The sequence below is a fragment of the Brevibacterium sp. RIT 803 genome (assembly GCF_016892625.1).
Classification (GTDB): Bacteria; Actinomycetota; Actinomycetes; order Actinomycetales; family Brevibacteriaceae; genus Brevibacterium.
In genome coordinates, this window is sequence record NZ_JAFEMW010000002.1 from 107491 (window position 1) to 120972 (window position 13482).

The 13482-nt window shown below is 61.7% G+C and carries 8 protein-coding genes; 2 read left to right on the plus strand and 6 right to left on the minus strand.

The window, feature by feature from the left end:
• The 4 genes from JTF07_RS07790 to JTF07_RS07805 all read right to left on the minus strand — a co-directional run bounded on the left by JTF07_RS07790 (window position 1) and on the right by JTF07_RS07805 (window position 7085).
• Window positions 1–1389 carry a bifunctional folylpolyglutamate synthase/dihydrofolate synthase gene (locus JTF07_RS07790; RefSeq protein ID WP_204233726.1) on the minus strand — a complete coding sequence of 463 codons (1389 nt, stop codon included), beginning with the start codon at window positions 1387–1389 and terminating at the stop codon, window positions 1–3.
• Entirely contained in the window at window positions 1386–4652 is a 3267-nt protein-coding gene (gene ileS, locus JTF07_RS07795; RefSeq protein WP_204233727.1) for an isoleucine--tRNA ligase, read from the minus strand. Before ileS ends, JTF07_RS07790 begins: the two co-directional genes overlap by 4 nt.
• Before the next feature lie 334 nt (window positions 4653–4986).
• Entirely contained in the window at window positions 4987–5742 is a 756-nt protein-coding gene (locus JTF07_RS07800; protein ID WP_204233728.1) for an SDR family oxidoreductase, read from the minus strand.
• A gap of 212 nt (window positions 5743–5954) precedes the next feature.
• A complete protein-coding gene (locus JTF07_RS07805) occupies window positions 5955–7085 on the minus strand; it encodes an acyltransferase (RefSeq protein WP_204233729.1) in 1131 nt (376 codons plus the stop codon).
• A 154-nt stretch (window positions 7086–7239) separates the two neighbouring features.
• Between JTF07_RS07805 and valS the strand changes: the two genes are divergently transcribed.
• Together valS and JTF07_RS07815 are read left to right on the plus strand one after the other, a co-directional pair.
• Entirely contained in the window at window positions 7240–9885 is a 2646-nt protein-coding gene (valS, locus tag JTF07_RS07810) for a valine--tRNA ligase (protein WP_204233730.1), read from the plus strand.
• A gap of 123 nt (window positions 9886–10008) precedes the next feature.
• Complete coding sequence (locus JTF07_RS07815; RefSeq protein WP_204233731.1) at window positions 10009–10698, plus strand: AIM24 family protein; 690 nt, start codon at window positions 10009–10011, stop codon at window positions 10696–10698.
• A 119-nt stretch (window positions 10699–10817) separates the two neighbouring features.
• Here JTF07_RS07815 and JTF07_RS07820 read toward each other — a convergent pair whose 3' ends face one another.
• Window positions 10818–12107, minus strand: a complete 1290-nt coding sequence (locus JTF07_RS07820; protein WP_204233732.1) for an MFS transporter — start codon at window positions 12105–12107, stop codon at window positions 10818–10820.
• A gap of 13 nt (window positions 12108–12120) precedes the next feature.
• Window positions 12121–13407, minus strand: coding sequence for an ATP-dependent Clp protease ATP-binding subunit ClpX (gene clpX / locus JTF07_RS07825; protein WP_143921517.1), 1287 nt, complete (start codon window positions 13405–13407; stop codon window positions 12121–12123).
• Window positions 13408–13482 lie beyond the last annotated feature (75 nt).

Genomic DNA, 13482 nt, shown 5'->3' on the forward strand with positions numbered 1-13482 from the left:
TCATTCCTCCTTGCCGAGCAGCAGACGGGCCTCTGCCACGGTGTGCAGAGAGCCTGTGACCACGATCCCCGGACTCGTCGCCCCGGAACTGTTGGCCAGGTCGATGGCCTTCATCAGGGCAGCGTTGAGGTCCGGCGTCTCGATCACGGAGTCCTCATCCACCCATTCGCGGACAGCCTCGCCGAGTTCGTGGGCATCGAGTGCACGAGAATTCAGTGCCTGGCTGACGACGAACACATCGGCGCTGCGGTGAAGTTCCTCGAGCACGCCGAGGACGTCCTTGTCGGCGAACATCGCCAGAACCATCACCGTGTAGTCGAAGTCGAATGCCTCGGTGATGGTCTCGGCCAACACATGGGCAGCGTCGGGATTGTGCGCACCGTCGACGACCACCGCCGGCCCTGTCCGGACAAGCTCGGCCCGGCCCGGTGACGTCACACGGGATAGGCCTTCGGCCACGGTGTCGAGGACCAGCGGCTTGTCCTCATCACTGAGAAACGCCTCCGCCGCGACCAGCGCAACGGCGGCATTGTGTGCCTGATGGATGCCGTGCAACGGCAGAAAGATGTCGGTGTAGACATCCCGGACTCCCTGCACGGTGATGAGCTGTCCATCGACAGCTCTTGTGCGGTCGAGAAGCCGGAAGCTGCGGTCCTCGGTCAGAACGGGAGTCTGCCGACGTTCCACCTCGGCGTCGAGAGCATCCTGCGCCTCTTCGACCTGTGCCGCGATGACAGCAACCGGATTCGGTGCTGGAGAAGGGTCGAGACTGCGATTGAGGATTCCCGCTTTGGTCGTGGCGATCTCGGTGAGCGTGTCACCGAGGAACTGCTGGTGGTCGAGGCCGATCTTCGTGAAGACACAGACCTGCGCATCGGCAACATTCGTCGAATCCCATTCGCCGCCCATTCCCACTTCGGTGACCACTACGTCGACGGGGGCGTCTGCGAACACTGCGAAGGCCAGGATCGTCAGCGCTTCGAAGAACGTCAGCTTGCCACGCCCTTCGGCGGCGAGCTCCGCGTCGACGAGGTCGAGCACCGGTGAAATCTCGTCGTGAATGCGGACGAAGGTCTCAGCAGCGACAGGGCCGCCGTCGATGGAGATCCGCTCGGTCACCGAATGCAGGTGCGGACTCGTGAAGCGGCCGACTCTCAAGTCGTGAGCGGACACGATCGAGTCGATCATGCGAGCGGTCGAGGTCTTGCCGTTCGTGCCGGTGACCGTGATGACCGGTGCTGCCTGATGAATGTCGCCGAGGAGCTCGCAGGCGCGGTGGGTCGCATCGAGACGGACCTCGATCTGAGTCTCCCCTGCTCGTGCCAGCAGTGCTGCATACACGCGGACGAGCTGGGACTGCGATTTATCGTCGCTCTCGTCCGTGCTCATGCTCGGCTCACAGCGAGGCGAGTTCCCGCAGGCAGCTCTTCAGGGGTGAAGACCTGTTCGGCACCATCGACTTCTGCGAAGTCGAGTGAGGTGGCCAGCGTCTCACCGGCGATGAGGTCCTGATGGGCGCTCAGCGCTGCCGCCAGGTCCGTCTCCGCGTCGATGACGACAGCGATCCGATCGGAGATGTGCAGGTCCAGCTGTTTGCGGATTCCCTGGATGGCGCGGACCGCGTCACGAGCGACGCCTTCGGCCTCGAGCTCAGGGGTGACGCGTGTGTCGAGCGCCAGGAAGCCGGAGTCGAGCGCAGCCAGCTCCATCCCCTCCGTGCCCGATTCGGCCACCGATTCCACGGTGTATTCGCCATCGACCAGGTCGATTCCACCGCTGGTGACAGTGCCGTCGTCGGCGACCGACCAATCGCCGGTCTTCGAGGCCTTGATCACCTGCTGCACCTGCTTGCCCAGCCTCGGCCCTGCGGCGCGGGCGTTGATCACAAGACTCTGGGATAGGGAGAATCCTGCCGCTTCTGCCTCAGCGACGTCGAGCACCTCGACCTCGCGGACGTTGAGCTCATCGGAGATGATGTCGGTGAACTCGCTGCCCAGGTCGGTGTCGTCAGCAACGGTGAGCTTGGCCAGAGGCAGGCGCACCCGCAGCTTGTTGGCCTTGCGTACAGACGAGGCCGTTGAGCAGATGTCTCGGGTCAGATCCATCGCGGACACGAGCTGATCGTCGGCGGGGAACAGACCCGCGTCCGGGTAGTCGGCCAGGTGGACCGACCGTTCGCCGGTGAGTCCACGGTAGATCTCTTCGACGGTGAATGGCAGCAGCGGTGCTGCGACTCGGCAGAAGGCTTCGAGGCAGGTGTAGAACACGTCGAATGACTCGTGGGTCGCCTCGGTGCCGTCCCAGAAACGGCGACGGGAACGACGCACGTACCAGTTGGTGAGCATGTCGAGGTAACTGCGCACGAGTTCGCAGGCCGCCCAGATGTCGAGGCCTTCCATGGCGTCCGCGAACTCTGTGATCAGGTCGTGAGTCTTCGCCAGCAGATACCGGTCAAGGACCTGGCTCGAATCATAGCGGGATTCGGCCCGGTATCCGGCCTTCTCTCCGTCTGCCCCGTCTGCGGTGTTGGAGTACGTGGCGAAGAACTGCCAGGTGTTCCAGAGTGGGAGAACAACCTGTCGCACTCCATCGCGGATACCCTGCTCGGTCACGACAAGGTTGCCGCCTCGCAGGATGGACGAGGCCATGAGGAACCAGCGCATCGCATCGGAGCCGTCGCGATCGAAGACCTCGTTGACATCGGGATAGTTACGCAGCGATTTCGACATCTTCGCTCCGTCGGAGCCCAAGACGATGCCGTGGGAGATGCAGTTGGTGAAGGCAGGGCGATCGAAGATCGCTGTCGAGAGCACGTGCAGGAGATAGAACCACCCGCGCGTCTGTCCGACATACTCCACGATGAAATCGGCAGGGAAGTGATTGTCGAACCACTCGGAGTTCTCGAACGGGTAGTGGACCTGTGCGTAGCTCATGGACCCCGAGTCGAACCAGACGTCGAAGATCTCAGGGATGCGGCGCATCATCGACTGGCCGGTCGGATCATCAGGGTTGGGACGTACCAAGTCGTCAACCCAAGGGCGGTGGAGGTCGACTTCACCTTGGTCGTTGACCGGCAGGCGACCGAAATCGGCCTCGATGTCGGCCAGGGATCCGTACACATCGGTGCGCGGATACGAGGGGTCGTCAGAGGTCCATACAGGGATCGGCGAACCCCAGAAGCGGTTGCGCGAGATCGACCAGTCGCGTGCGTTCTCCAGCCATTTGCCGAACTGTCCGTGCTTGACGTTGTCGGGCACCCAGTTGATCTGCTCGTTGAGTTCGACCATCCGGTCCTTGAACTCGGTCACCCGGACGAACCAGGAGGACACTGCGCGGTAGATCAGCGGATTGCGGCAGCGCCAGCAGTGTGGGTAGGAGTGCTCGTAGGATTCGTGCCGGATCAGCAGTGCTGAACGACCAGCCATCGGACCAGTGCCATTGCGCAGGTCCTTGATGATGCCCTTGTTGGCGTCGAAGACCTGCTGTCCCGCGTAGTCGGCGACAGTGGAGTCGAAACAGCCTGCGTCGTCGACGGGACGCACAGCGGTGATGCCATAGGAATCGGTGAGGTCTTTGTCCTCTTCACCGAAAGCCGGAGATTGGTGGACGATTCCGGTGCCTTCGTCCGTGGTGACGAACTCGGCTTCGAGGATGGTGTGCATCCGTTCACCGAACTCCTCTTGGCGGCCTTCGAAGTACGGGAAGGGAGGCTCGTACTCACGGCCGAGAAGCTCACTGCCGGAGAATGTGCGCAGCACCTCGGGGTTGTCCCCGAGCTCACGGGAGTATGAGCGAAGACGCGCCTCGGCGAGGATGAGCGTCTTCCCCTGCAGCTCTTGTGCACCGTCTTCGCCGGCGACGACGGCAACCAGCGGGATCTCGGGATTGACCGCGACAGCTTGGTTGGACGGAACAGTCCACGGCGTCGTCGTCCAGATCAGGACCCATTCGTCGGAGTCCTTGAGCTTGTATCCGATGGTCACGGCCGGGTCCTGGCGCGACTTGTAGACATCGTCGTCCATCCGCAGTTCGTGGTTCGACAGCGGAGTCTGGTCTTTCCAGCAGTAGGGCAGAACCCGGTAGCCTTCGTAGACGAGCCCCTTGTCCCAGAGCTGTTTGAACGCCCAGATCACGCTTTCCATGTATTCGACGTTGAGCGTCTTGTAGTCGTTGTCGAAATCGACCCACCGGCCCTGGCGGGTGACGTACTCTTCCCATTCCTTCGTGTACTTCAGGACGGAGGAACGGCAGGCGTCGTTGAAGGCGGCCAAGCCCATGCCGCTGATCTCCGACTTGTCGGTGATGCCCAGCTGACGTTCGGCCTCAAGCTCCGCGGGAAGACCGTGGGTATCCCAGCCGAAACGGCGATCCACCTTCTTGCCGCGCATCGTCTGGAAGCGTGGAACGACGTCCTTGACGTACCCGGTCAGGAGGTGACCGTAGTGGGGCAGTCCGTTGGCGAAGGGAGGGCCGTCGTAGAAGACGAACTCGTTCTCACCGTTTTCGCCGGGATCGCGCTGGTCGATCGAGGCCTGGAACGTATCGTCCTGTCTCCAGTAGCCGAGCACTGCGTCTTCGATGGCGGGGAAATCCGGCGAGGCACTGAGGCCGAAGGCAGAGGTCGATACCTTGGGATACAACGGTTGCGTCATGAGCGTCCTTTTTCAGTCACTGCGGTCACTGTCACGAGGACGACAAGTCTGCCGCGGTACCACCTCGCTTATCCGTCTTCAACGACTGTCGGATGAGACAGACGATCAGCGGATCGCTCATAGCCGGAGTGATGACGGGTCCAACCGTCCGGTTCTACTGGATGCCTTCTGCCGTGCCGAAGCCGTCGGTACGGGACGAACGCATCGTTCTTCCGGATGCTCCCCGGTGATGGCCGGATCGCTGCCCCCCAATCGTATACCTTGGCCCGGTGTGTCGACCACCCGGCCCGCTGTATCGACCATCTGGCTGGGTGCAGCCGCCCGGCATCCGAGCTCAGAGGCCCTGGTTGCGTGCCACTTTGTGCTGTGCGGCCTGTGCAATCGGTCTGATCACCATCAGGTCGACATTGAAATGGTGCGGTCGGGTCAGCGAGTAGACGACGGCATCGGCGACGTCCTCTGCGGTGAGGGGGTTCTCCACTCCTTCGTAGACCTTGTCGGCTGTGTCCTGACTGCCGCCGACTCGTTTCAGTGTGAATTCATCGGTGGCGACCATCCCGGGTGCGATTTCGATCACACGGACGGGTTCGCCAGCAAGCTCGAGTCGCAGCGTCGCGGCGATCGAATGTGTGCCGTGCTTGGCCGCGACGTAACCGCCCCCGCCTTCATAGGCCTGGTGTCCGGCGGTCGAAGACATGACGACGATGTCTCCACGCCCGGATTCGATCAGTGCGGGCAGGAATGACTTGACGACTCGGAGGACTCCGAGGACATTGATATCGAACATGTCACGCCAACCGTCGACCGAGGCCTCGGCGACGGTGTCGGTGCCGTACGCGGCCCCCGCGTTGGCGACCAGAGAGTGCACCGGTCCCCCGGCCAGCACCTCGGCGTTGAGCGCCGCGACGGCAGCATCATCGGTAAGATCAGCTACCACGTAGCTGGCGCCGGTCTCCTCGCACAGCGCCGCCAGCTTCTCCTCTCGCCGTGCCACGGCAACGACGTCCCAGCCCTGCTCGCGCAGCCGGCGAACCGTAGCGGCGCCGATTCCCGAACTTGCACCTGTCACGACTGCTCTGAGTGTTTCCATCGCTGTACCTCTCCGTACTTCTTCGTAGTTGTTCGTGGCTCCAGGCCCTGATCTGGGCCTAGGCTCATCGCATCTGGACCTGGGCGCACCGCGTCCGGACCTTGGCATGTCACATCGGCATCTGGGTGTGTTGCGTCCGGTGGAGGACACAATCATCGGGGACACCGATCAGTCTACGGAGTTTCATCGCCGTCGGGCAGATCCAGTCGAAGCTAAGCGCTCGCGGTGTCCGAGTCGGCCTTCCTCGCTCGACTCGGCCGCGGGTTCGGCTTCGAGTGTGGATTGCGCGGACCCCCTTCGCCGAAGACGGCGCGCACGCCGGGGATCTTGACCGCCAGCCAAGTGATGACGGCGCAGATGACCGTGTAGACGATCGGCATTGCGATGGCATGGAGGAGAACACCAGGGACCGTCGTCGGCAGGCCCATCACATTGCGCAAGGGGTAGAGCACGAGGGGATGGAGCAAAAACACCCCGAAGGAATAAGGGTAGAACCAGTGCAGCAGTCGGAACCCGCTGTTCATGTGATGGTGCAGCAGGAGGTAGGCGGCAGAAGAAGCGAGGACGACCCCCGGTGAGAGGTACTCATAGGGGAAGACCCACGGCTTCTCTCCCGGGCCGAGCCCCGCCCACACAATGGTCATCGCGATGGCACCGGCAAGCGTCAGCCATGCCAACACCACACCACGGGAGGAGAGCACCACGTCCCGCAGCACCCATCCGAGAATGTAGAAACCGGCCATCGGAAGGAAACGTGTGGCGATATTGGCCTCACCCACATCGAAGACGATGCTCGCCCACTGGTCGAGCATGCCGATGCCCAGAAAGATCAGACCTGTCCCCCATTGCAGTCGCCGCGAACCGTGAACGCTGAGCAGCCGGAAGAACGGGGTCAGAAGCGTCAGACCGGCGAGCACGTAGAGGAAATAGAGCTGCACGAACGGAGAACCCGTCAGGATCGCGATTCCCGGGTTCCATCCGTCGTCTGTCGGGAGCAGATAGAAGCGCCTGAAGACGACGTAGACGGCCGTCCAGAACACGAGAGGGATTCCGATTCTCCAGACGCGCTTGCTGAGGAATCTCCGTGGTTTGTTCCCGCGGGCTGGGTCCAGCGCCAGCGCCCCAGAGATCATGATGAACACCGGAACCGACCACCGAGCAGCGGAGTCGAAGCCGTTGGCGACCCACCAGTCGGGGCCCATAGTCGCGTAGTTCTCTTCGACGACAGTTCCCAGCGAATGGATGGCGACGACTGCCACGATCGCGATCGCCCGGGCTGGATTCATCCACGCGGTCGACGTAGGCGGCAGGTTCTCTGATCGGATTCTGTCCAAGGGCGCCATGGTCCAATATTCTCATCTTCGTTCGCAGACGCATCTCACGCTCCACTCAGCGTGTGTCTCTGGCAGCGTGTGTCACTGGCTCTAACCGCTGAAGTCCGCTCACGCCCGATCATCGGTTTGGCCCCAGGCCGCCCGGGTGAGAAAATCAACAATTATGAACACACCTGCCTTTTCGGACTCGACGCACGAGTCAGTGAACCTGCCGGATAAGCCGGCTCTTGAGGGACTTCGGGACAAATGGGACGCCGCGTGGAGCGACAGCGGAGTCTACGCCTTCGACGTCGATACGGATCGTGAGCAGGTCTATTCGATCGACACTCCCCCACCCACCGCCTCGGGGTCTCTGCACGTCGGGCACGTCTTCTCCTACACGCAGACCGATATCATCGCTCGATATCAGCGCATGCAGGGCAAGAACGTGTTCTACCCCCTCGGCTGGGATGACAATGGTCTGCCGACGGAACGACGCGTCCAGAACTACTACGGGGTCACCTGCGATCCCACTCAGAGTTACGACCCGAACTTCGAGCCGCCGACAAAGCCAGCGAAGAACTCTCGTGACTTCGTCAAGATCTCGCGTCAGAACTTCATCGAACTCTGCGAGACCCTGTCCGCCGAGGACGAACAGATCTTCGAACACCTCTTCCGTTCCACCGGCCTGTCCGTGGATTGGAAGTACACCTACCGCACCATCGACGATACGTCACGCTCGGTCAGCCAGAAGGCCTTCCTCGCCGACCTCGCAAACGGTCACGCCTACTCCCAGGACGCCCCCACCATGTGGGATGTCACCTTCGGCACTGCCGTTGCGCAGGCCGAACTCGAAGACCGGGAGAAGGAGGGCGCCTACCATAAGGTGAACTTCTACCCCGAGGGCACCGACGGCCTCGCAGACACCTCGGCGGACCCGATCGTCATCCTCACCTCCCGTCCGGAGCTCATCCCCGCGGCAGTGGCGCTCGTGGCTCATCCCGAGGACGAGCGTTACACCTCCTCGTTCGGATCCAGATACGTCTCACCTCTCTTCGGCGTCAGCGTCGAAGTTCGCGCGCATGAACTCGCGAAGTCGGACAAGGGCACCGGCATTGCCATGGTCTGCACCTTCGGCGACCTCACAGACGTCACCTGGTGGCGTGAACTCGACCTGCCCACTCGCGCGGTCATCAACCGGGGCGGACGACTCAACCTCGAAGTCCCCGAATGGATTGCCGCCTCGCCGAAGCCCGATGCTGTGGCCAACTACGAGAAGCTGGCGGGAAAGACAACCTTCACCGCACGCAAGGAGATCGCGGATATGCTCGCCGAATCCGGCGACCTGATCGGCGAGATCGAAGCGATCACACATCCTGTGCCGTTCTATGAGAAGGGCGACAAGCCCCTCGAAGTCGTCGCGTCCCGCCAGTGGTACATCCGCAACGGCGGACGTTCGGCCGAACTCCGAGATGCCCTCATCGCCCGCGGTCGTGAAATCGAGTGGCATCCGGCATTCATGCGCTCACGCTACGAGAACTGGGTGGAGAATCTCAACGGTGACTGGCTGGTCTCCCGCCAGCGTTACTTCGGCGTGCCGATCCCACTGTGGTATCGCCTGGACTCGGCCGGGGAACCTGACTACTCGGATCCGATCGTTCCCGAGTCGCTGCCTGCGGACCCCGTCGCCGAGGTGCCCGCCGGCTTCACCGCTGACCAACGTGACACCCCGGGTGGCTTCACTGCCGATCCGGACGTCCTCGACACGTGGGCGACCTCATCTCTGACCCCGCAGCTGCTGGGTGGTTGGAGCCGCGACGAAGACTTCTTCTCCAAAGTCTTCCCCTTCGATCTGCGTCCTCAGGGCCACGACATCATCCGCACTTGGCTGTTCTCCACTGTCGTCCGGGCGAACTCGCTCAATGACGCTGCACCATGGAAGCATGCGGGCCTCTCCGGCTGGATCCTCGATCCGGATCGCAAGAAGATGTCGAAGTCGAAGGGCAATGTCGTTGTCCCCTCGGACATCCTCGGCGAGGCGAAACCGGGCTTCGGACCCGACGCGGTGCGCTACTGGGCGGCCAGTGCCAAACTCGGAGCCGATACAGCTTATGACGTGACGCAGATGCAGATCGGGCGCCGATTGGCCATGAAACTGCTCAACGCTTCGAAGTTCGCGCTTGCCCAGGGAGTTCACTCCGGGCTCGTCGGCCAGCTCGGTTCCGTCACGCACGATCTCGATCGTGCTCTGCTCAGGAAACTCGCCGAGGTCATCGGGACCGCTTCAACGCATATGGCGGCCTACGACTACGCACACGCTCTGCGTGCCGCGGAGAGCTTCTTCTGGGAGTTCACCGATGACTATGTCGAACTCGTCAAGGACCGGTCCTACGGCGCCAAGGGCGAGGGTGATCAGCTTTCGGCTCACGTCACTCTGGCAACTGCTCTCGACGTACTCCTGCGTCTCTTCGCCCCGATCATGCCCTTCGTGACCGAAGAGGTGTGGTCATGGTGGAGAACGGGATCTGTGCACAGGTCATCGTGGCCCGGAGACGAGCAGCTGACACAGCCTGACTCGTCCGTGGATCCGGACCTGCTCCTCTCTGTCGCCTCGGTGCTCACTGAGATCCGGAGGTCGAAGACCGAGGCCAAGGTCTCCCAGAAGACACAGGTGCGCAGCCTCACCATCCATGCTCCGGCAGCCGTCGTCGCGGCGATCGACAGTGCCCAGGGCGACCTGACAGCCGCTGGACGCATCCAGAATCTCACCACTGAGGTCAGGGGTGAAGAGATCACGGTTGCCGAGATCGACTTCATCGAACAGGACTGATGTCCGAGCCTGTTCCAGGATCAGAACAGAATTCTCCGGCATGTGGAGAGCCTGGACGCTTACGATTGAAATCGACAACTGAAGGAGCACGAAGCTTCTTCAAGGACGAAAGGCTCTTGAACGATGAGAAGTGAACTCTTTTCGAAGCGAAACGCAGAGATCCAGAACCAGGAACGCTGGACTCTGCAATCGAATAAGATGCTGCGCACGGTGATCACGCCCAATGCGCCCATGATCGCCACAAAGGGGGCCATGGTCGCCTACCAGGGCGACGTCCGCTTCGCTCACCAGGGGTCGAAATCGGTGGGTCAGTTCATGAAGAAGGCCGCCACCGGCGAAGGGGGCAATGTGATGAAGGTTGAGGGCCACGGCGAGGTGTTCTTCGCTCGAGAGGCCTCGAACATCTTCATGATGGCCATGGAAGGTCAGCAGGATGCCCTGACGGTCAACACCGCGAACCTCTTGGCCTTCGATGATGCTCTCAATTGGGAGATCAAGCGAATCAAGGGCGGAGTCGGTGCCATGGCCAGCGGCTCCGGGCTGTTCAACCTCGAACTCAACGGGCAAGGCACTGCCGCCATCTGCTGCAAGGGCGAGCCGATGGTCCTTGACTGCTCACAGCAGCCGACGTTCGTCGACCCGCAGGCCGCGGTGTGCTGGTCCTCATCTCTGGCACCGCAGATCAAGACCGACGTCAGCGTGGGGACCTTCTTCGGTCGCGGTTCGGGTGAATCGATTCAGCTTGCCTTCCACGGCCCGGGCTTCGTCGTCGTCCAGCCTGCTGAGAACGCCGTGTACACCGCCCAAGCTTAGCCAGGTGAGGGCTGAGGCTCTCTCCTTCAGAAAGTTGTTCCAGCTGCGACGCAACGCGAGCCCGAGGCCGCCCGAATCAACACCGGGTTGCCTCGGGCTCGTTGCATGGGACGAGCGCTTCAGGCCACCGACGTCCGTGGCTGTCCCGCTCCCCCGCGCTCCACGCGATAGCGACGGAACTTCGGGAAGATCAACGCACAGGCGATGACGAGCACAATGACGATGAGGCCCCCTCCGGCGGAGGCGATGGTCGTATTCGTGAACTCCGCGACAGTACCGTGCAGAACATCGGCAATGCGTGGACCGCCTGCGACAACGACGATGAACACTCCCTGCATGCGGCCTCGCATATCATCGCTGGCAGCCTCCTGCAGCATCGTAGAACGGAAGGCGGAAGAGATGATGTCCGCGCCGCCGCCGATGGCCAGGCCGAGAAGCGCGACGATGAGTGCGGCCGTCCAGAGCCCTGAGGCGAATTCCAGGGACAGGCCGAACACAGACATGGCGGTGCCCCACACAAGAATCGCAGTGATCACCGCCAAGCCCTGACGTTCGACACGAGAGACCCAGCCGGAGAAGATCCCCGCCAAGGCGCTGCCTGCTGCCAAAGACGCGAACAGCAGCGAGAAGACGATGCCTCCGGCAGGAGGACCGCCGAAGGACTCTGTCGCGATCTGCGGGAACAGTGCCCTGGGCATTCCGAAGACCATGGCGATGACGTCGACCAGCAGTGACACCATGACAACGGTGTTCGTCGCCAGGTAGCGGAAGCCGTCGATGACTCCTTTGACACCCGAGCGCGTGTCGTGCTGTTTCTGAGGGACCAGTGGGGGCAGACGCAGCACCGCGTAGAGAGTTGTGGCCAGGAACAGCGCATCCAGGATGTAGAGCGTCTGATAGCCGACGACCGGTATCAGAGCACCGCCGATGATCGGTCCGGCGACAGCACCCAATGTCATGACCGTCATATTGAGTGAGTTGGCAGACGGGAGAAGTTCGAGCGGAACGATGGTCGGCAGGAGTGCGCCCTTGGCCGGCTGGTTCAGGCCGAAGAAGGCCTGTTGCAAGGAGAATACTGACAGCAGCAACCACACGTTTCCAAGCTGCATAACTGCGATGAGAGCCAACAGCGAGCTCGCGATGATCAGGCCGACTGTGGAGATGATGAGCAGTCTGCGGCGGTCGATGACGTCAGCCAGTGAACCGCCCCACAGTCCGAACACGATGAGCGGGACCAACCCGAATACACCGCTGAGCCCTACGTAGCCGGACGATCCGGTGATGTGAAAGATCTGTGCGGGAATAGCGACTACAGTCATCTGAGCACCGATGACGGTGACGATGTTGGCCACCCAGAGGCGACGGTAGTTGTCGTACTTCAGAGGCCTGGTATCAGCGAACAGCCTCATCTAATGAGACGAGTCAGGCTGACTTTTTGGATGCACGAGGCTGTTCGCGAGGCACCAGCGTGGGGGCGACGTTCTTGTCCACGACGTCTCTGGTCACGACCACCTCGGCGATGTCCTCCCGGGAGGGAACATCGAACATGACCGGCTGCAGGACCTCTTCGAGGATGGACCGCAGTCCACGTGCGCCGGTGCCGCGCAGGAGTGCGAGATCGGAGATGGCTTCGAGGGCGTCGGTCTCGAAACGAAGCTCCACGTTGTCGAACTCGAACATGCGCTGGTACTGCTTGACCAGGGCATTCTTCGGCTCTGTGAGAATCGATATCAGGGCCGCACGATCCAATGTGGAGACTGTGGCCAGTACGGGTAGGCGTCCGATGAACTCGGGAATGAGTCCGAACTTCAGCAGATCTTCGGGCAGGATGTCGGCGTAGAGGTCTTCTTCGTCGTTCTTCGACTGCAGGAGCGCACCGAACCCGATGCCGTGCTTGCCCTTACGGCCGGCAACGATCTCCTCCATGCCTGCGAAGGCTCCCGCGACGATGAAGAGCACATTCGTGGTGTCGATCTGGAGGAAGTCCTGGTGAGGATGTTTGCGTCCGCCCTGCGGCGGCACGGAAGCCTGAGTGCCCTCGAGTATCTTCAACAGCGCCTGCTGGACACCTTCGCCGGAGACGTCTCGAGTGATCGACGGGTTCTCAGACTTGCGTGCGATCTTATCGATCTCGTCGATGTAGATGATGCCGTGTTCGGCCTTCTGAATGTCGAAGTCCGCGGCTTGGATGAGTTTGAGCAGAATGTTCTCGACATCTTCGCCGACGTAGCCGGCCTCCGTCAGTGCTGTCGCGTCTGCAACGGCGAAGGGAACATCCAGTCTCTTCGCCAGCGACTGTGCAAGATAGGTTTTGCCCGATCCGGTGGGGCCCACGAGGAGGATGTTGGACTTCGCGATCTCAACCTCGGTGTCGTCCGAGCCCAGGGTCTTCGTGTCTTCGTCACTCTGCAGGGAGCGGATGCGCTTGTAATGGTTGTACACGGCCACGGACAGGGCCTTCTTCGCCGGTTCCTGACCGACGACGTATTCCTGGAGGAAGTCGAAGATCTCGCGCGGCTTGGGCAGTTCGATATCGGTGTGTTCGGAGGTGCCTTCGCTGAGCTCCTCTTCGATGATCTCGTTGCACAGCCCGATGCATTCATCGCAGATGTAGACGCCAGGTCCGGCGATGAGTTTCCGAACCTGCTTCTGGGATTTCCCACAGAAGTTACATTTGAGCAGGTCTGCTCCGTCCGCACTGCGAGCCACTGTCACAACCTTCCGCCGGGGCACCTGGCCCCAACTCTACCGCTCGTGTTTCCTGTACCTCAATAGCTTCCCATA

What these genes read in the sequence shown, in the direction of transcription:
- JTF07_RS07790 (WP_204233726.1), bottom strand. Translation starts at nt 1,389, where the DNA reads ATGAGCACGGACGAGAGCGACGATAAATCGCAGTCCCAGCTCGTCCGC.
- JTF07_RS07815 (WP_204233731.1), top strand. Translation starts at nt 10,009, where the DNA reads ATGAGAAGTGAACTCTTTTCGAAGCGAAACGCAGAGATCCAGAACCAG.
- valS (WP_204233730.1), top strand. Translation starts at nt 7,240, where the DNA reads ATGAACACACCTGCCTTTTCGGACTCGACGCACGAGTCAGTGAACCTG.
- JTF07_RS07805 (WP_204233729.1), bottom strand. Translation starts at nt 7,085, where the DNA reads ATGGCGCCCTTGGACAGAATCCGATCAGAGAACCTGCCGCCTACGTCG.
- JTF07_RS07820 (WP_204233732.1), bottom strand. Translation starts at nt 12,107, where the DNA reads ATGAGGCTGTTCGCTGATACCAGGCCTCTGAAGTACGACAACTACCGT.
- ileS (WP_204233727.1), bottom strand. Translation starts at nt 4,652, where the DNA reads ATGACGCAACCGTTGTATCCCAAGGTATCGACCTCTGCCTTCGGCCTC.
- JTF07_RS07800 (WP_204233728.1), bottom strand. Translation starts at nt 5,742, where the DNA reads ATGGAAACACTCAGAGCAGTCGTGACAGGTGCAAGTTCGGGAATCGGC.